This is a genomic window from Pseudoalteromonas sp. PS5 (genome assembly GCF_004103255.1).
GTDB lineage: Bacteria > Pseudomonadota > Gammaproteobacteria > Enterobacterales > Alteromonadaceae > Pseudoalteromonas > Pseudoalteromonas peptidolytica.
In genome coordinates this window covers 1-18,630 of the sequence record NZ_RCSQ01000066.1, presented here as the reverse complement: position 1 = coordinate 18,630, position 18,630 = coordinate 1, and the positions used below count along the sequence as shown (strand labels likewise).

16 protein-coding genes and 4 tRNA genes are annotated in these 18,630 nt (G+C 40.7%); 10 read left to right on the top strand and 10 right to left on the bottom strand.

Translation table 11 applies throughout. From position 1 onward, the window contains the following. Positions 1-51: 51 nt before the first annotated feature. The 6 genes from D9603_RS09135 to D9603_RS09110 form a co-directional block, all read right to left on the bottom strand. Positions 52-125 (bottom strand) — tRNA-Cys (locus D9603_RS09135). A gap of 5 nt (positions 126-130) precedes the next feature. Next, positions 131-206 (bottom strand) — tRNA-Gly (locus D9603_RS09130). 210 nt (positions 207-416) lie between these two features. Next, positions 417-962, bottom strand: a complete 546-nt coding sequence (gene pgsA / locus D9603_RS09125) for a CDP-diacylglycerol--glycerol-3-phosphate 3-phosphatidyltransferase (RefSeq protein ID WP_128731062.1) — start codon at positions 960-962, stop codon at positions 417-419. Positions 963-1,004: 42 nt separating this feature from the next. Further along, entirely contained in the window at positions 1,005-2,828 is a 1,824-nt protein-coding gene (gene uvrC, locus D9603_RS09120; RefSeq protein WP_128731061.1) for an excinuclease ABC subunit UvrC, read from the bottom strand. A gap of 13 nt (positions 2,829-2,841) precedes the next feature. Next, complete coding sequence (uvrY, locus tag D9603_RS09115; protein WP_125254295.1) at positions 2,842-3,492, bottom strand: UvrY/SirA/GacA family response regulator transcription factor; 651 nt, start codon at positions 3,490-3,492, stop codon at positions 2,842-2,844. Positions 3,493-3,713: 221 nt separating this feature from the next. Beyond that, positions 3,714-4,859 carry a dicarboxylate/amino acid:cation symporter gene (locus D9603_RS09110; RefSeq protein ID WP_128731060.1) on the bottom strand — a complete coding sequence of 382 codons (1,146 nt, stop codon included), beginning with the start codon at positions 4,857-4,859 and terminating at the stop codon, positions 3,714-3,716. A 216-nt stretch (positions 4,860-5,075) separates the two neighbouring features. Between D9603_RS09110 and D9603_RS09105 the strand changes: the two genes are divergently transcribed. The 3 genes from D9603_RS09105 to D9603_RS09095 all read left to right on the top strand — a co-directional run bounded on the left by D9603_RS09105 (position 5,076) and on the right by D9603_RS09095 (position 9,483). After that, the gene (locus tag D9603_RS09105) at positions 5,076-7,370 is read left to right on the top strand and encodes a carbohydrate binding family 9 domain-containing protein (RefSeq protein WP_128731059.1); all 2,295 of its coding nucleotides are present in this window, start codon (positions 5,076-5,078) and stop codon (positions 7,368-7,370) included. A gap of 128 nt (positions 7,371-7,498) precedes the next feature. Beyond that, complete coding sequence (cysK, locus tag D9603_RS09100) at positions 7,499-8,467, top strand: cysteine synthase A (RefSeq protein ID WP_128731058.1); 969 nt, start codon at positions 7,499-7,501, stop codon at positions 8,465-8,467. A 116-nt stretch (positions 8,468-8,583) separates the two neighbouring features. Next, entirely contained in the window at positions 8,584-9,483 is a 900-nt protein-coding gene (locus D9603_RS09095; RefSeq protein WP_125254299.1) for a transporter substrate-binding domain-containing protein, read from the top strand. Between the two features lie 245 nt (positions 9,484-9,728). Here the strand turns inward: D9603_RS09095 and queE are convergent, their stop codons facing one another. Continuing rightward, positions 9,729-10,394 (bottom strand): 7-carboxy-7-deazaguanine synthase QueE, encoded by a 666-nt coding sequence (gene queE / locus D9603_RS09090; protein WP_128731057.1) that lies wholly within the window; start codon positions 10,392-10,394, stop codon positions 9,729-9,731. 123 nt (positions 10,395-10,517) lie between these two features. Here queE and queC point away from each other — a divergent pair, with 123 nt between their 5' ends. Then, positions 10,518-11,174, top strand: a complete 657-nt coding sequence (gene queC, locus D9603_RS09085; protein ID WP_128731056.1) for a 7-cyano-7-deazaguanine synthase QueC — start codon at positions 10,518-10,520, stop codon at positions 11,172-11,174. 437 nt (positions 11,175-11,611) lie between these two features. Here queC and cysB read toward each other — a convergent pair whose 3' ends face one another. After that, positions 11,612-12,589, bottom strand: a complete 978-nt coding sequence (gene cysB, locus D9603_RS09080; RefSeq protein WP_125254302.1) for an HTH-type transcriptional regulator CysB — start codon at positions 12,587-12,589, stop codon at positions 11,612-11,614. 656 nt (positions 12,590-13,245) lie between these two features. Here cysB and D9603_RS09075 point away from each other — a divergent pair. After that, complete coding sequence (locus tag D9603_RS09075) at positions 13,246-14,007, top strand: hypothetical protein (RefSeq protein ID WP_125254303.1); 762 nt, start codon at positions 13,246-13,248, stop codon at positions 14,005-14,007. 301 nt (positions 14,008-14,308) lie between these two features. On the opposite strand, the gene D9603_RS09070 is transcribed toward D9603_RS09075, so the two are convergent. Then, positions 14,309-15,598: an NCS2 family permease gene (locus tag D9603_RS09070; RefSeq protein WP_128731055.1), complete on the bottom strand. Its 1,290-nt coding sequence runs from the start codon at positions 15,596-15,598 to the stop codon at positions 14,309-14,311. 122 nt (positions 15,599-15,720) lie between these two features. Here D9603_RS09070 and D9603_RS09065 point away from each other — a divergent pair, with 122 nt between their 5' ends. From D9603_RS09065 to D9603_RS09055, 3 genes are all read left to right on the top strand, one after another. Next, the gene (locus D9603_RS09065; protein WP_128731054.1) at positions 15,721-16,170 is read left to right on the top strand and encodes an SEL1-like repeat protein; all 450 of its coding nucleotides are present in this window, start codon (positions 15,721-15,723) and stop codon (positions 16,168-16,170) included. Between the two features lie 480 nt (positions 16,171-16,650). Continuing rightward, positions 16,651-17,046 (top strand): hypothetical protein, encoded by a 396-nt coding sequence (locus tag D9603_RS09060; RefSeq protein WP_125254306.1) that lies wholly within the window; start codon positions 16,651-16,653, stop codon positions 17,044-17,046. Between the two features lie 42 nt (positions 17,047-17,088). Next, on the top strand, positions 17,089-17,550 hold the full coding sequence (locus tag D9603_RS09055) for a YchJ family protein (protein WP_277750221.1): 462 nt from the start codon (positions 17,089-17,091) through the stop codon (positions 17,548-17,550). A 251-nt stretch (positions 17,551-17,801) separates the two neighbouring features. Here the strand turns inward: D9603_RS09055 and D9603_RS09050 are convergent, their stop codons facing one another. Beyond that, on the bottom strand, positions 17,802-18,323 hold the full coding sequence (locus D9603_RS09050; protein ID WP_128731052.1) for a VC2046/SO_2500 family protein: 522 nt from the start codon (positions 18,321-18,323) through the stop codon (positions 17,802-17,804). Between the two features lie 112 nt (positions 18,324-18,435). Between D9603_RS09050 and D9603_RS09045 the strand changes: the two genes are divergently transcribed. After that, a tRNA-Tyr gene (locus D9603_RS09045) sits at positions 18,436-18,520 on the top strand. Between the two features lie 25 nt (positions 18,521-18,545). Further along, positions 18,546-18,630: transfer RNA gene (locus D9603_RS09040), tRNA-Tyr, on the top strand.

Genomic DNA, 18,630 nt, shown 5'->3' with positions numbered 1-18,630 from the left:
TTCCACCACCCGGGCATCGGGCTTGCTTTCGCATGTGGAGTGTTGAGAAAATGGAGGCGGAACCCGGAGTCGAACCGAGGTAGACGGATTTGCAATCCGCTGCATGGCCACTCTGCCATTCCGCCAGGTTTGGAGCGAGTAACGAGGTTCGAACTCGTGACCTCGACCTTGGCAAGGTCGCGCTCTACCAGCTGAGCTATACTCGCATTCCAACGCTTAAAACTATTTAAATTACTTAGCTAGCTTTAAACTTTTATCATTAGGGAGTGTTATCAAAATTTCATTTCGATGACATACCGCCCTCTCAACACGGACGCATTCTACAGAAGTTCTTGTACGCGTCAACATAAAAAATGAATGTTTTTAACCGTTTGCTCAATTTTTATCTAAACCGATGAGTTAATAGACTATAACAGTCAAGAATTAGTCAATTCTTCTTTCGCAGCATATAGATACTGCACCATAGAAACTAAAGTTAGTATGGTAGCAATAGCTAAAAGCGCATAACTTAGCATTGTCATCCAATCAGAGAATTGCCAAATTAGCCCGATGATTGCGAGCATCTGCGCAGCTGTCTTGAATTTACCTAACCAGGACACTGCAACACTTCCCCTCTTGCCTTGTTCCGCCATCCACTCTCGCAATGCAGATATAACGATTTCTCTACTAATTATCACCAGCGTTGATATTGTAATAAAGTAATCATTATAGTGTGTGGCAAGAATAACAAGTGCAACACTGACCATCACTTTATCAGCAACTGGATCAAGAAAAGCACCAAACGGTGTTGACTGTTCAAGCTTTCTCGCCAGATATCCATCAAGGATATCAGTAACTGAAGCTAACCAAAAAATAAACGCGGCGGCAAAAAATGCCCATGAATATGGTAAATAAAAAACGACTGCGAATACAGGAATGAGCAGCAACCGAAATGCTGTGAGCGTATTTGGAATATTCCACATAACTACTTGGTATTGTCTTTTTTTCTATGTTCGCATGATTGCTTAAGCTTTGTCATGCAAATGATTAAATATCTTTTCAGCCATGTCAGAGCTGATCCCAGGAACTTGCTTTAATTGATGTATATTTGCAGATTTAACTCCCTGCATGCCTCCTAAAAATTTAAGTAGTGCTTGACGTCGTTTTTGACCAATTCCTTCTATCTCTTCCAGCATTGACTGTGTTCTTTGCTTTTGTCTTTTGTTACGGTGTCCTGCAATTGCAAACCTATGAGACTCGTCGCGGATATGTTGTATCAAGTGTAATGCCGGAGAGTCACTGGCTACATTGATAGTTTTACGGCCACCATCAATCAGTAGCGTCTCCAAACCGGGTTTTCTACTCGTGCCTTTTGCAACACCGATTAAAATAGGCATTTTATCAAGTTGCCAACTTGCAAAAAATGATTCAGCCCTACCTAATTGCCCCTTACCACCATCAATAAAGATAATATCAGGGACTTTGCTCTCATCAGCCATTTTGCCGTAGCGTTTTTTTAACGCAAAATCCATAGCTGCATAATCATCACCTGGCGTAATCCCTGTGACATTATAACGGCGATATTCTTTATTGTTTGGCCCTTGACCGTCAAACACTACGCAAGATGCTACGGTATTTTCTCCCATGGTATGACTGATATCAAAACACTCCATTCTTTGAATGTCAGATAGCCCTATTGCCTCTTTTAGTTTTGCATAGCGCTTTGTGATCGAATCCTGTGCACTTTGTTTTACTTCAATGCTGTTTTGAGCATTTTTATTTGCCAATGCAAGATACTGGGCGCGCTCACCACGCACATTAAACTTAAAGCTTACTTTGCGTTCCGATACCTGACCTAAAGCAGCTTCTAGTGCAACGTAATCATCAACCTTAAACGGCAAAACAATTTCTTTTGCAATTCGCGATTGATTGCCAGATGAAATATAGTATTGCCCTAAAAATGCAGTGAGAACCTCATTTACACCTGAATCTTTAGGCACCTTGGGAAAATGCGTTTTAGTGCCTAGTACTTTGTGCTCTCGGATCATAAGTACATGAATTGCAACTAAGCCATTTTTTTGCTCAAAACCAATAACATCCAGCTCTGCAAAATTGCCAGCAATAGACTGCTGCTCTTGCATTTGCCGAAGCAATACGATTTGGTCTCGATATTTAGCAGCCATTTCAAAGTCAAGTGAAATACTTGCTTGCTCCATTTTCTCTACAAGTGCAGCTATCACATCTTGCGAGCGACCAGTTAAAAATTGGCGCACCATGGATACTTGCTCTTGATATTCACTATCCTTGACTTTGCCGACACATGGACCAGAACACCTTTTTAGTTGGTACTGCAGACAAGGCCTACTCCGAGCGCGATAATAAGCATCTTCACATTGTCTTACTGGGAAGATTTTTTGCATTAGCCGAAGACTTTCAGATACCGCAGAGCTGCTGGGGAATGGCCCGAAGTACTCACCTTTTAAGTTTCTACTCCCCCGGTGGAAGGCCAACCTTGGATGCTGCTGAGCACTCAAAAAGATATAAGGATAGCTTTTATCGTCTCTTAGTAAGATATTATATCGAGGCTGATATTTTTTGATTAGGTTGTTTTCTAGTAATAGCGCCTCTGTTTCTGTGTTTGTCAGGGTAACTTCGATACTCGCTATATTTCCGACCAATACCCTCGTTTTACTGTCGGTGATATTCGCCCGAAAATAACTTGAAACACGCTTTTTTAGGTTTTTTGCTTTGCCAACATAAATAACCTGACCATCCACATCATACATGCGGTATACGCCAGGCTCTGTCGTTAATGTCTTTAGAAAAGATTGAGAGTCAAATACTGTCATTTAAAAAATGAACTTAGTGATTGCTGTCAATATCTATCATTTTATGGCGGATCGCTAGGTGGGTTAACTCTACATCACCGTTAACATTGAGTTTTTCAAACATTCTATATCTATAACTATTTACTGTTTTAGAACTTAGGTTTAAACGGTCTGCTATATTTTGCGCTTTTTCACCTTTTGTGATCATAAGCATTATCTGTAATTCTCTTTCAGATAATGATTGGAACGGATTTTCATCATTTCGACCACTAAATTGAGCAAGTGCTATTTGTTGCGCGATTTCAGGTGCGATATAACGCTGTCCTGCATTAACAGCACGAATGGCGTTAATCATTTCATCTGGCCCGGCTCCTTTGGTCAGGTAGCCGTGCGCACCTATTTGCATCACTTTACTTGGAAATGGATCCTCACAATGTACAGTCAGCACAATCACTTTGACATCTGGACAATAACGGCAAATCTTTTTAGTCGCTTCCAATCCACCAATACCGGGCATGTTCATGTCCATAAGTACTATATCAGGCTCGCTTTGGCGGCAAAAAGTTACAGCTTCTTCACCTGTTTTAGCCTCTCCGACAACTTTAAAACCACGCACATCATCTAAAATGCGTTTTATGCCAGTCCTGACAAGTTCATGATCATCAACTAAAAGCACATTAATCAATGGCACACCCTCTACATATATTTTAATAAACGGAGCAAAGCAACCTATTACTTCACTTCCTGAAGCATGAGGTTACCACATATTTTTTAAAAGCATAACGATAGAAACAAGAGAAAAATACAATTTTGATATGAAATAACTAAATTGTTAAGAGCTGAAGAAATGTTTGCATATAATTTAAACACCGCTATCGAGTTTAATAGCGATAGCGGTGTTTTTGATTAATCTTTTTTGGAAAATTTGTCGACCCAAAGCGCAATAACGCCGTCACCAGTCACATTACATGCAGTACCGAAGCTGTCTTGAGCTAAATACAAAGCAATCATTAACGCGACAGCCCCTTCATCGAATCCAAGCATCGATGTTAATAGTCCTAAAGCAGACATAACAGCGCCGCCCGGTGCCCCAGGAGCAGCTATCATGACGATCCCTAACATAAAAATAAACGGCAAAATTTCAGTAATTGACGGCACAACCATCTCAGGTGATAGCAGCATCACAGCCATGGCACAGGTCACTATCGTAATTGTAGAGCCTGACAGGTGGATAGTCGCACACAATGGTACAGTAAAGTTTGCTACTTCATCATTCACGTTATTTGCTTTACTCGCACGCAGTGATACAGGAATTGTCGCGGCACTCGACATGGTTCCTATCGCTGTAAAATACGCAGGCAGCATATTTTTTATTAGCTCTATGGGGTTTTTACCCAGCAAGACACCACTTGCCAAAAACAGCACGCTAAGCCATAACCAGTGCATCACGATTGCTGCTAACAGCACAATACCGAAAGTGCTTAAGGTATCGAAAACAGTTCCTGCTACCGCCATTTCAGCAAACACCCCAGCAATATAGAATGGCAAAACAGGGATAATCACTTTGGCAAGCAACATGTCAATAACATCCCTTGCTTCGTCAGTGACCTGCTTTAAATTACTCAAGCCACACTGGCTCATCGCGATACCAAAAATAAAAGCGCTAGCCAGAGCAGTCATTACCCCCATCAGCGGTGGGATTTCTATATTGATGAAGCTCGTAAGATGAGACTCCTCGACAACTTGATAAGCAACTCCACCTTCAAAAAATGGGATAAAGGCATTAACGAGTAAAAATGCCAAAGTTCCGGCAATAACAGTAGAACTATATGCAAAACCTACTGTTTTACCCAGAAGATGACCCGATCCCTTTGGTAAGCCAGCTATGCCAGAGGCGATAAAAAACAGGATTATCAGAGGAATTGTAAAATTAATGAGTTGCCCTATGATGACTTTAAAAGTGTATAACAGCTCGACCAACACTGTTGGCATGTAAAGCCCTGCCAACATACCAGCAACGATACCCGCCACTAGCTTTAATACGAGAGACATAGATTACTTCCTAGCATATTTTTAAAGACGCTGTTTTAACATGTTTTTGACCCATTTTGCTATTAATTCGATAGAGATAAACTAATTTGTACATTTTATGTATACTGAGTAGCTATCTAACGTAAATAATTGCAACCCAACGAAAACAAATTGTTTCTCTTTATTGCATATCATCTAATAAGCAGTATTCAGTCTCTGTAATCTACTTTTGTCCTTATGTTAAAAGCTGTAACCTGCTCATTCGCTGCACTTTTGTTGTCTATACCAGTATCCGCCTTGAACACCAATCAAATCCCATTTATTCAACAGGCTGCCAAAATCGATGGGCTCATTGATGATAATGTCTGGCATCAAGCGCTAGAAATTGATATCAACAACGTCACTTGGCCGTATGAAAATGAAAAGAGTCCAGTAAAGACAAGAGCCTATATCTATGAAAATGGTCAATCACTATTCGTTGCTTTTGATGCAAAAGATCCAAACCCAAACTTGATCAGGGCATTTTACAGGGATAGAGACAGGGCGTGGGAAGACGACTTAGTCGGGATCAAAATAGACTCCTTCAATAACGCACAAAGCGCTTATCAGTTTTTTATCAACCCTCTTGGAGTACAGCAAGATTCAATTGAAAATGAGCTGACAAAAAGTGAGAACGGCTCTTGGAATGGTATATGGGATAGTGCTGGTACAATAAACGAAGATGGTTTTATAGTAGAAATTGAGATACCACTGCGTGTACTTAATTTTAGTAATTCTACTGGCAACAAAACCATGGCGATGGAGTTTCTGCGATTTTTTCCTAGAAATGAACGACTACGTATCTCTAGCATGACACTGCAACATGCAAATCCCTGTTGGATTTGCCAAATGCCTAAATACCAAGGGCTGGCCAAGGCGAAGCAAAGCAGTGATATCGCGATCATTCCCACTTTAGTCGGTAATAGCCAAGAAACTCGCGATATTGAACAAGGCAAAGCAAAACCATGGCAAAAAGAGCACAATATTGAGCCTGGCCTAGACATAAAGTGGGCAATCACCCCCGACACTACTCTCAATGCAACGCTAAATCCTGACTTTTCCCAAGTTGAAGCTGACACTGGTCAATTAAGTGTTAACAATAGTTTTAGCTTATTTTTTCCCGAAAAACGCGCTTTCTTTTTGGATAACTCAGACTATTTCTTATCACACCTAAACCTGATCCATACACGTAACATTTCAACACCTGACTACGGAGTAAAATTAACTGGCAACAAAAGCGGTCACACTTTTGCTGGCTTTATCGCGAATGACGAGCGACTCAATGTTGTCATTCCCGGAAATCTGGGCTCTCGTGTGGTCTCATTGGAACGCAAAAGCGAAAACATGGCACTTAGATATCGTCGTGACGTAAATAAAGCTTTTTCATTTGGGCTTACATCAACAACGAGGCAGAGTGAAACATACAAGAACCAAGTGGCAAGTTTTGACGCAAAATATAAACCAACGAAAAGTGACTTATTTGAGTTACAACTGTTTGGTTCTGATACCCAATATGACCAACAATTTGTAGATTACCTATGTGACAGCACTCTTGCTAACTGTGATTTAACAGAAAGCGTACTACGCGTAACAGATGATGATGCGCGTGGTGTAGGCTACTACCTAAATTATGAACATAACCAAAAACACTGGAAAGCATTCTCAAGTTATCAGTCACGCGATGCTGCCGTAAGAACAGACATGGGGTTTATCACTCAAGTAGATTTCAATAAGTTTGTATTTGGAGGAGAGTATCGCTGGTATGGCACTGAGCAAAACTGGTGGAATCGAGCAAAATGGTATGGTGATTGGGATATTTCTCATAATGAGAACGGTGAACTACTAGAAAAGGAAGTGCAAACTAATTTTTCAATTAATGGACCACTCCAAAGCTTTATTGATTTCGGTGTGGAACATAGAAAGCGTACTGGATTAAGACATGACGAAACCCGCATAGCGATTGATGGTAACACCAGCTTATTCACCGAAAACTCGCAATGGACTTATTTGGAGCTAAAGCCAATGGCTGGTATCTTTGCAGGGTTAAAACTAAGTAAAAGTAATCGCGTTGATTTAGCGAATAACAGACTTGGCGATCTAACTTTTGTTCGACCCGTTATTAACCTCAATATTGGCAAGCACTTCGAACTTAGGTTTCGACATACCTATGAGAAAATGAATGCTGAAGGTGCTGATGTATATTCAGCCAACTTAACCGATGTCAGATTAACTTATCAATTTAATATAAATAGCTACTTACGGTTGGCCATCGTCAACACTAACATATCGAGAAACCCCAATAATTATATCAATGAAGTTGACGCAACCTATAAGAGTCTAAGTACGCAGCTACTGTACTCGTACAAGTTAAATCCTCAAACGGTATTCTTTGCAGGTTATTCTGATCATGGGTTCCAAGATGATGATTTATCTAAAATCATTAAAGACGATAAGCGTATTTTCATGAAGTTTAGTTATGCCTGGTTGATTTAAAAAAGCACTCTTAAATAACAATTGGCTATAAGCAAAATTGATATATCTTATAGCCAATCTTTCCTTCTATTTTGTGAAATGCGCAGTAAAGTGATGGAATACAAGCAAACCTAGATTAGGGAACACAAATGACTAAAGTATACTCAGATAACAGTCTCACTATCGGTAATACGCCTTTAGTAAAAATTAACCGCGTTTCTGGTGGTAACGTTTACGCAAAAGTTGAAGCGCGAAACCCAAGCTTCAGCGTAAAGTGTCGTATTGGTGCTTCTATGATCTGGGAAGCTGAAAAATCTGGACTATTAACGGAAGGTAAAGAGCTAATTGAGCCTACTTCAGGCAACACAGGTATTGCATTGGCTTTTGTTGCAGCTTCACGAGGCTATAAGTTAACATTAACGATGCCAAATACAATGAGCCTTGAACGTCGTAAACTGTTAAAAGCACTTGGCGCAAACTTAGTACTCACTGAGGGTGCAAAAGGCATGAAAGGTGCTATCGAAAAAGCAAATGAAATCCAAGCAAGTGACCCTGATAAGTACATTCTGCTTCAACAATTTGAAAACCCAGCAAACCCTAAAATCCACTTTGAGACGACAGGTCCAGAGATTTTTGAAGCGCTAGAGGGCAATATTGACTACTTCGTCGCAGGCGTAGGTACTGGTGGTACAATCACGGGGGTTTCTCGCTACCTTAAAAATGAAAAGGGCTTACATGTTAAATCAATTGCAGTCGAGCCTTCTGACTCACCTGTGATAACACAGACACTGGCAGGCGAAGAAGTTAAACCCGGTCCTCATAAAATCCAAGGTATTGGCGCAGGTTTCATACCTGGCAACCTTGACCTTGAGCTTATCGACGGAGTCGAGTTGGTTTCTAACGAAGACGCTATTGCCATGGCTCATCAGCTAATGAAAGATGAAGGGATCCTTGTTGGTATTTCTTCTGGCGCTGCACTTGTTGCCGCCAAGCGCATTGCTGAATTACCTGAAAATGCAGATAAGAATATTGTTGTTATCTTACCAAGTGCCGCAGAGCGCTACCTTACCAGTCCTCTATTTGCAGATACATTCTCTGAGCAAGAACTAGTGCAATAGGTAAACAGCGGTATATATCAAAATAAAGGGGCCTAGGTGCCCTTTTATTTTTTAAGTTGTTCCTTTTAATTCCCTTCACTACACTTTAGCTATCTTTTACTTTTACGGTTTAGATCATGGTTAGAGCCTTCATTCTTGTATTTCTTTTCTTTCTAAACAACAGCAGCTACGCCGAGAATTTGAATGTAGCCTACTTTAAAGAGGGACAGTTTAGAATTGTTGCAGGTGAGAAATATCAAGGTGGCTATCTATATAATAAAAAAGCCAAAAAACCTCTCATTCACCTTGTTACACTCGATTGGCCACCATACATCGGTGCGGATCTGTGTAATAAAGGATGGGCTTTTCAATTTGCGGTGGCCGTTCTGACAGATTTAGACTATCAAGTTTTTGTTGAGTTTTTACCTTGGGCACGAGCAGTAAGAGCCGTTGAAACAGGCAAAGCCGATATTCTCTTTCCTGAGTATTATATTGAAGATTCAGCGCCATCGGATAATCACAAAGACAAAACTCGTCGAGAGTTACTCGCATTATCTAACGCATTTCCTGGCGGTGAGATTGGATTTCTTAAACGCCGTGGTGAAGAAGATAGATTTGATGGTAACTTAAATTCAGTCAAGAATGAGCTCATCGGGGTGGTCAGAGGTTATCAAAATACCCCTGAGTTTGATGCTATGATGGACAATGGTGAGTTTATTACTGTTGAAGCTGTAAACGACTTACAGCTTGTAAAGCTGCTAGTTGGAAAGCGTGTTAACTTGGTGATCGGCGATCCTAAAGTCCTTCGATTTACGGTTAACTATTCTGATTTACCGCGTTCAGAAAAAATAGAGTTATTGCGAAATATCGAAAATGTTACTCCCCCAATTCAGTACAACCATCTCTATTTTGCATTGAGTAAGCAAAAACCCCATTGGCGTGAATTACTTAAGGACATAAATCGCAACCTTTATCAATTCGAAAATAGTGGTGAAACACAAAGGATGATCGATATGGTTAGTAGTGAATGCTATTAATATTAGTAATTTATTAAAAGCAAAGTCATTGGTATGGAGACTTAGCTAACTAGCAGCTTCCGTGCTATCAAAAAACAGTTGATTATCATCGTAAATTTGAAGCCAAAGTCTTTTAATCACTTTGCTCATACCAAAGAGCCTACACATTTTGTAGTCAAATCAACACCAATAAATGACTAATTAGAAGTATATTCACGTGATATGTGTCAAACTGACTGTTATGGATTGCTGCTCGGGGTAATTAGTTAGTTAATACCAAGGTATTTATGAACTTGAACAGACAGACGCCAGTTTTTTGCCTTACAGTTGTCAATCGCCAACTTAGTCGCTTTTGCTTTTTGACTAATAGGTTGAAGATAAACTAACTTAGGCTCAATATTAGTGTCTTTAAATAATCGCTCTAACTCTTCAATATGCTTTTGCATCGCGACAGGATGTTTAATCTCATCTGCTCGAGCCATCGCGCTTGGCAACACTTTATAACCGCCACGCATATTAATCTTTGGCGATACTGTCACCCATGTCTCTTTAGGGGCTAAAATTTCGAAAGTGCCACTGGTCTCGATTTGTGTGCTATACCCTTTATCATGAAGCAAGGTACACAATGGCCTCAAATCAAACATGCAAGGCTCACCACCGGTGATAACAACATGCTTTGCTTGATAGCCTCGCGATTCGAATGTAGCCAAAATATCATCGGCGCTGGCATTTGCCCAAAACTCTGAATCTGCCTTTTTTTCAACTGTTTCGCTTAAGGAAACGATGAATGTATCGTTTGTTTCCCATGTTTGTTTTGTATCGCACCATGAGCAACCTACGGGACATCCCTGTAAACGGAGAAAGATCGAAGGTGTACCTGTAAAGCTAGCCTCCCCCTGAATTGTTTCGAATATTTCGTTAACCTTGTACAAAATGGCCCCGTGTTTAAGATAAAATTGTCGAAAATTACCGCTAGAAAATTGTTATTTACCCAGCGGCCGTGTAGTATATCGCGCCCTGAAGTAAACCTCTATCAAAATCGAGGCAAAACACCTATGAGCGAAAAAGTTGTCGTAATTTATTCTGGCGGAATGGATTCTTACACCGTATTAAACAAGGCCGTCAACGAGGGGCATGAAGTCTACGCATTATCTTTCAATTATGGTCAACGACATGTAAAAGAGCTACAAGTCGCCGCGAATGTTTGTAAAAAGCTTGGCGTCGCTCATAAGGTTGTTGATATTTCAGCGATAAACCAATTGCTAGCAGGCTCGAGCTTAACCGATGACATAGAAGTCCCCGAGGGACACTATGAAGAGGAAAGCATGAAGAGCACAATTGTGCCTAATAGGAATATGATTTTACTCTCTCTTGCTGTTGGATATGCGGTTTCTTTACAGGCGAGTAAAGTATTTTACGGTGCGCATTCAGGTGATCATGCTATTTACCCTGACTGCCGTCCTGAGTTTGTCAAAAAAATGGATGATGTTTGCCGCATCGCAAACTACGACGCTGTTGAAATCGTGAGCCCGTACCTTAACAACTCGAAGATTGATATTTTAACAGACGGACTAGAGATGGGATTAGATTACGCTGACACTTGGACATGTTACAATGGACGTGAGAAAGCCTGCGGAAAGTGTGGAGCATGTCAAGAGCGCCTTGAAGCGTTTGAGCTTAACAATGCTACGGATCCTCTCCCGTACGAGTAACCATCTTTATGAAGGGGAAGCACAAAGTATTTAAGTGACTTGAGCCCCCCTTCGCTACACGCAACTATAATAAAAAAGCTTGCTTCGTATTGTCAAAAACAATACGAAAAACACTTCCCTTCCCTGTTTTACTCGTAAGTTGAAAAACAATGTTCAGTGTTATACCGATTAGTCTTAATACTTGTTCAATTTGAAGGGTCAAATCTGACGCTGACTACGTTAAAAATTTCTTTTTAGAACAACTAAGTAGCAAAATTTTGACCTTACCTATACCTTGGCGTGAGCAGGACCCGGAAGCGAAGTTATCTACAAGGTTTTCTCGCCTCAAAATACATCACTTAATTAAAACAATTGGTATAAATGAGCACGAGCATACCTTATTTGCGCTAATTACAGATCCTACAGCCAAGTAAAAGCTTTTATGCAAGGTCAGGTGGTTACTTAACCGGTAATGTAACGCCTTCAAACAGCTTATCAATATCATCCTGATTGCGTAGTAAACTTGCCCGCTCAACAACATCCTTTGTTAAATGTGGAGCAAACCGCTCAATAAAGTCATACATGTACCCCCTTAAAAAACTTCCCTTTCTAAAGCCAATTTTTGTGGTACTAGCTTCAAAGAGGTGACTGGCATCGATACAAACTAAATCGCTGTCTGACTTTTCATCCAATGCCATAGAGGCCAATACACCTACCCCCAATCCCAAACGAACATAGGTTTTTATTACATCAGCGTCTGTCGCAGTAAACACGATATGTGGCTCTAATCCATGTGCATTAAATGCTTTATCAAGCTCAGAGCGACCTGTAAAACCGAAAACATAGGTGATCAACGGGTACTTCGCTACATCTTGAACCGTCAATGCTTTACCTTTTTGTGCCAATGGGTGATCTTTAGCGACCACAATACTTCGATTCCAGTGGTAACAGGGTAACATGACCAAGTCGCTATATAAGTGCAAAGCTTCCGTCGCAATCGCAAAATCAGCATCGCCCCGGGCCGCTGCATCAGAAATTTGCTGAGGTGTGCCTTGATGCATGTGTAAAGATACCGCTGGGTATTTTTGCATAAACCCCTGTATAACCGGAGGCAACGCATAGCGAGCCTGAGTGTGCGTTGTCGCGATATTTAACTTTCCTTGATCCGGCAAGGTATGTTCGTTTGCGACCGCCTTAATTCCCTCAACTTTACTCAAAATTTCGCGCGCAATATTAATTATTTCATTTCCCGCCCCAGTTACATGTGTTAGATGTTTGCCACTGCGGCCAAAAATTTGTACACCCAACTCATCCTCGAGCATACGTACTTGCTTCGAAATACCTGGTTGAGAAGTATATAAGCTTTCCGCCGTTGCTGACACATTTAGGTTGTGATTCAACACTTCGACGATGTATCTCAATTGTTGTAATTTCATATTGCTTTTATTCTTATGATCTCTATTAAGTCGGGTATCAGCCAATGGCTGACTTATATAAGTTTGCTAAGTTTAGCGTATAGTATTGTTGTTCGCCCACAACAACACATACACAGTGCACGTGCTTGGCTTTTCGGTCAGTCGTAAGGACCATTGCTTTGTCATAACTACGTAAGGTGTTAATTCACAAACTGAAAACGGCTTGTAGTTTTAAAGCGGATATCACCTCTGCGTCGGTTTAGAAAATATACTGTTTTACCTTATTGGGCTTTGATACCAAGTCATTGCATGAACATTTAATGTAACGAAATCAAGTGCTATTAGGATAAAATGACACGTTAACATTTTAAACACTTAAGCTCTAGGCTAGCATATTTGCTTATAATGAGGTAGACGAGGAGGTGTAAATATCTTTATTTTCCTGTTCAATTTTGCTTTTCGTTTTCTGCGCACGCTCAGAGTCTTCAAACGCCCTTTGTTTAGTGTTCAACTATATTTTACTAAAATTAAGCATGCGCGTTAGCATCAGCTATACTAAAAAATGATGAATTCCTTATCTTTTTTTTCGTTGAATTGTCGTAAACCTGTTCAGAATAGTAAGAATTCATGTAAGATAAAAAAATTAGACTGGTTGTTTGCATGAAAGAGATTTCAGTATGTTTGTTTCGATTATAATAATGTTGATTGTTGCACTTATCGTCATAGCTGTGTGGGTGAGCGCAATCCAGCAACATAAAGAGAAACAAGAAGCAGAGAGGCGCAAGGAGCTTGCTAAGCAAAAGCGCGTAATAGAAGAAGCCGAAGACGTCATTATGAATGGCAGTAATATCCCGATGTCTGAAGCGATGATTCGGATTATTCAGCGTCGAGTGCACGATGCGCTTGCGGCGATGGTGGAGTTGTCGCCAACATCAAAAGAGTTAAAAAGTCGATTACACGAGTCTCAAGAGCGTTTAAACTCTACACCTGAAAAGACCGCAGACTCTGATACTATTGCCCTACCCGATAACGACAAACAAATTATCTCTTTAGTCCAAGGGATAAAAAAGCTGCGTCAGTTACTTCGCTCTGAGCACAGTAAAGGTAAAGTTGATACGCAGCTATTTGTAAATGAAGATCGGAGGCTTGAGCGCTTTCAACTGAGAATAAATGTAGAAAGTCAAATCAAACGAGGCCTCTCAGCACGTACTGCAAACATGGTCGGTTCTGCTAGGCAATACTTTGAAAAAGCATACGCGACAATATGTGCAGTTTCACATAACGACGAATATGTAAAAGAAAAAAAAGCACAGCTTGAAAGCTATTTGGAAGAGATAAGTAGCGAGCTTAGAGCCTCTAACGCATCGGCTGTGAAAAAGAAAGCAGAACAAGAACAAGATGATTTAGACGTTTTGTTTGCGCCTAAGAAGAAGTGGTGATCCCAGAGTTTTAAGTAAAAGGTTGGCAATCCAGCCTTTTACTAATAAACCTGAGCTTCTGATAATTAATACCTTTCTAGCAGCCAGTTAGCGCTGACTGCGTTAAATTCACTTCTAACAGCCAACTAGTGGTGCGTAAACTCGCCTTGTCTATATAATGTAGCTACCTTAGCGGAAGCGATGTTTTCCCTAAAACTCTCAGGTCTAGACAAGGAACAAAACTAAGCTGTGCTCTAGCAACAATGAGTTAGCTCATTCCTTATCCCAACCTCAAGTTAATTAGTTATATATTGCGTGTTGGTTACGTCACTGCAAACTTGATAATAAACAAAAAGGTCAATATCCAGACACTGATACTTATTTCATTGGCTTTATTACACATCAATTTTACCGCTGTATAGGAAATAAAGCCCAATGCGATGCCATGAGCAATAGAAAACGTCAGCGGCGTCATTAACAACACGACACTCACAGGTATAGCATCACTCATTTCATCCCAGTTAATCAGCTTTAAGTTTTGCAGCATCAAGACAGAAACATACAATATTGCCCCGGCAGTCGCATAAGCAGGAACCATTTGAGCTAAAGGCGCAAAAAACATCATTAACAAAAAGCATAAACCAACAACAACGGCAGTTAAGCCTGTACGCCCGCCTACTGAGACTCCCGAGACCGACTCAATATACGATGTTGTCGTTGACGTACCAAGAACCGAGCCGGCTATTGTTGCCGTGCTATCGGCAGAAAGCGCTCGACCTAAACGCGGCATTCTGCCATGTTCATCAGACAACCCCGCTTTTTGAGTAACTGCCACAAGTGTGCCACTGGTATCAAATAAATCTACGAATAAGAATGCAAAAACAACACTTAGCATTGAGAGCTCAAAAATTCCGCTTAAGTCTAACTGCATATAAGTGGGCGCTATACTTGGTGGTATATCTACGACTCCATGGTAGTCAACCAAGCCCATCCACCATGCAATAACGGTTACTAGCAAAATGCTAATCAAAACGCCGCTTTTAACTTCGCGATACATCAACGCTGCGATAACAAAGAAACTCGCAATGGCTAATAAAGGTCCAGGAGAGGTAATATCACCAAGTTGTACTAAGGTGGCAGGACTGGCCACAATAATTTGCGCATTTTTAAGCGCTATCAAGGCCAAAAACGCGCCAATACCAGCTGCAATCGCGCGTTTTAAAACGAGAGGTATTGCTTGAATTACCCATTCTCTTATTTTGAATATACTCAATAACAAAAAAAGGCAGCCAGACATGAAAACGGCACCTAAGGCACTTTGCCACGTGTATCCCATGCCAAGTACTACACCATAAGTGAAAAAAGCATTTAACCCCATACCTGGCGCTAATGCCAATGGGTAATTAGCCCATAACCCCATGATAAAGCAACCAATTGCAGCTGCGATACAAGTTGCCACAAAAGCAGCGCCATGATCCATACCTGCTTCTGCAAGCATTGCTGGGTTAACAAAGACAATATAAACCATGGTGACAAATGTCGTTAAGCCTGCGATCACCTCCGTTTTTACATTGGTGTGCATGGCTTGTAGTGAAAATAAGCGTTCGAGCATAAGTATAATTTACGATTTAGAGGAACAAGTGGTTGGATTTTAACACGAATCACTTTAAAACTCGGACAAATTAGTTAAAATTCAGCTACACTCTGCTTATAAATATTATTGCGAATATAGATATGGATCAAAACAGCACTGATAACTCAGCAAATCATGACTTAGAGCAGCAGCTGCTGAATGTGCTTGAATTTGTCACTTCACCATTAACAGCAGATGCAAAATTTCCAGATACCCTTGATAATGCACAAGCGCTGAAGAAAGGTTTATATTATTTAAAAGAAAAGTCCTTTCCACTTGCAGCAAAGTGGCTACGTTTAGCAGCCATGTCGGGAGAATTAAAAGCACAGTTCTTTTTGGGATTACTATTTATGAAAGGTCAAGGCATTCCACCTAGTCCGTTTCATGCAGCAGCATGGCTTACTCTGGCAAGTAGCCAAGGTCATAAAGGGGCTGAGCAAGTACTACAGGATGTGAGAAGGTTTCTGACGACTAAACGCTATCGCGATGCCCAATGTTACGCGGCAACGCTTTACGAACAAATTCATCAACTTCAGCATATAAGCCGCTAGCTATTGCAAACGAACTCACTGACTCACGCGCCACAGTGACGGTTTCAAATGCGTCATACTAAGAAACAGTCACTGCAAAATATCTAACACTTTAACCCATGTTGTCTGTCGTACACCCACCGTTATTACACGTCCGTAGAAACAATTTGACTGACTTAATTGATATTTTGGCATCCACAAACATTAGCAATGTAAAACACAATAGACTTATTATATCTTTATTTTCAGATGGTTAATACTTCAACAGCTGAAACAAGAGAGTCAATTAAGAGTTATTTAAAAACTATAAGTTACCTCTTTGCATATCCAAACCGCGGATTATTGAAATAATCTAAGCTTAAATAAAAAAGCTTGCGTTCGACGCATTGAACTTGGTGCTGCCTGGGTAGAGTTGTCTAAAAAATTCACAATTGTTCTTGCATTAAACAACTGTATAAACTACTGTATACACATACTGTATAAATAGCCAGTGAGTTAATTATGTTACGTACCGACGCATCTCTCATCGCAACACCTACTACGTACAATGCAGCAAATCGCATAAATGAAGTGTGGGTAGAAGATGAAATTACCGCAAGTCTTGCGCTACTAAAAGTCTTACATACATGCCAAAACAAGCATGCTTGGACATTGCTCATCGCTCCGGACAACGTACCTAACAAATCTTTACTAGAGAGTGGTTCTGTTGATACGAGTAAGCTACTAGTGATTAGGAAAAAACATATTTATGACCTTGAGTACGTGCTTAAAAGTGCTATCAGCAACGGAAACTTTGCGTCGGTCGTATTGTGGAAAGACTTTTCATCAGCGAAGGCAATCAAAGAGATGCAGCTTCCGGCTTCTGATGTCATAATCCATTGTTTTCAAGGTATGTAAAACGCTACAATAGCGAGACATAACCTCAGATAAAATGTCACTATGTTTTGCTATTGCAACTCTTCTACTTCATATTCACAATGTTGTGAACCCTATATAACTGGTGTAAAAACCGCAGAAACACCTCAAAAATTAATGCGCTCTCGCTACAGTGCGTATTGTGTTAAAGATGCAGATTACATCCATAATACATATAGTTCCGCAAAACGGCCTGATAATAGTGTTGGAGATATTGCTGCTTTTGCAGACTATGCCAAGTTCATCAAACTTGAGGTGCTCGAAGAAATAGCAAATGAACCATCGGGAATTGTTGAGTTCAAAGCATATTATATTGCTGAAAATTGTCTCTATACCTTACATGAAAGGTCAAGCTTTATCGTTGAACAAGGAGCATGGAAATACGTTGACGGTGAGCTTTATGACACACCAGTTACTAAAGTTGGGAGGAATGACCTTTGTCCGTGTGGTAGTAATAAGAAGTACAAAAAGTGCCATGCCACTTGAGCACTCTCAGCCCCGCGTATTTGCCTCAGCTTGCCATAACCCTATCATGATGAGTCTTATTGCATGCTCAAGCTGACCTATTTGAGTTAAAAATAGTGGACGCACACCAATTATCTTAATCAAGAAAGCTATTTTGAAGTAAGGAAATATTGTCGATAACTAGGCTATTTTATTGGTATTGATGCTGGTGCGGTAAAATAAGGGCAAAATGTACAAGGTGGTGTGAACAGATCCGCGAGATTTCACAGAGCTTAGGCACTAGTACGCAGCATTTCTTGCATTCCCCCCGCTGCGACCTGATCATAAAATGCCGCAGCATCTAGTTGTTTGTCTGTCACAAGCGTGAGCTTACCCAACGATTTAGCAAGCCTATTTTTAGCTGCAGGTTCAAGGTTTTCAACAACTTCCAGTGGAATATGTTTTTTGTCATTTCGCGCTGCAAGAGGCTCGGGGTGTAAGTTTTCTTTCAGCCTGAATGTTGTCATCGCACCAGAAGCAATGAGCTGTGCATTATGCTGCCCAATAAGCATATTGTACTGTTCAGGAGCAAGGGGTTTTTGAGGGCCAATTTCAAATTGTCTTTTTAACGCTGCCTCGGAGCTGTCTTTCTCACTTTGTTCGGATTTTGGTAAATGAAATTGGCTAAAATCTAGTGCATCTGTTGATAACATAGACAACAGCATTGCAAAGTCAGCTGAACGCGTTTCATGAACACAAACGTTCAACGCTGATCCTAGTTGCGACTCTGAGATTAAAATGCCATCAATTTGCATGTATTCCAACCGATTATTTTACCGTTTAAGAATATATCGACATTTTTCAGAAAAACTTTAGTACTTTTCTTTACTTCGAAAAAAACTTTGTTATTATCACCGCCGTTGTTTAGGAGGGGTTCCCGAGCGGCCAAAGGGATCAGACTGTAAATCTGACGGCTCTGCCTTCGCTGGTTCGAATCCAGCTCCCTCCACCATCAAACAACACCTACAATTTGTTCAGGAGGGGTTCCCGAGCGGCCAAAGGGATCAGACTGTAAATCTGACGGCTCTGCCTTCGCTGGTTCGAATCCAGCTCCCTCCACCA

Excerpts from the sequence above, each read along its gene's own strand:
- D9603_RS09105 (WP_128731059.1), top strand. The coding sequence starts at position 5,076 with ATGTTAAAAGCTGTAACCTGCTCATTCGCTGCACTTTTGTTGTCTATA.
- cysB (WP_125254302.1), bottom strand. The coding sequence starts at position 12,589 with ATGAAATTACAACAATTGAGATACATCGTCGAAGTGTTGAATCACAAC.
- D9603_RS09050 (WP_128731052.1), bottom strand. The coding sequence starts at position 18,323 with ATGCAAATTGATGGCATTTTAATCTCAGAGTCGCAACTAGGATCAGCG.
- D9603_RS09065 (WP_128731054.1), top strand. The coding sequence starts at position 15,721 with ATGGATCAAAACAGCACTGATAACTCAGCAAATCATGACTTAGAGCAG.
- uvrC (WP_128731061.1), bottom strand. The coding sequence starts at position 2,828 with ATGACAGTATTTGACTCTCAATCTTTTCTAAAGACATTAACGACAGAG.
- D9603_RS09070 (WP_128731055.1), bottom strand. The coding sequence starts at position 15,598 with ATGCTCGAACGCTTATTTTCACTACAAGCCATGCACACCAATGTAAAA.
- D9603_RS09110 (WP_128731060.1), bottom strand. The coding sequence starts at position 4,859 with ATGTCTCTCGTATTAAAGCTAGTGGCGGGTATCGTTGCTGGTATGTTG.
- queC (WP_128731056.1), top strand. The coding sequence starts at position 10,518 with ATGAGCGAAAAAGTTGTCGTAATTTATTCTGGCGGAATGGATTCTTAC.
- D9603_RS09055 (WP_277750221.1), top strand. The coding sequence starts at position 17,089 with ATGTTTTGCTATTGCAACTCTTCTACTTCATATTCACAATGTTGTGAA.
- cysK (WP_128731058.1), top strand. The coding sequence starts at position 7,499 with ATGACTAAAGTATACTCAGATAACAGTCTCACTATCGGTAATACGCCT.
- pgsA (WP_128731062.1), bottom strand. The coding sequence starts at position 962 with ATGTGGAATATTCCAAATACGCTCACAGCATTTCGGTTGCTGCTCATT.
- D9603_RS09095 (WP_125254299.1), top strand. The coding sequence starts at position 8,584 with ATGGTTAGAGCCTTCATTCTTGTATTTCTTTTCTTTCTAAACAACAGC.
- D9603_RS09075 (WP_125254303.1), top strand. The coding sequence starts at position 13,246 with ATGTTTGTTTCGATTATAATAATGTTGATTGTTGCACTTATCGTCATA.
- D9603_RS09060 (WP_125254306.1), top strand. The coding sequence starts at position 16,651 with ATGTTACGTACCGACGCATCTCTCATCGCAACACCTACTACGTACAAT.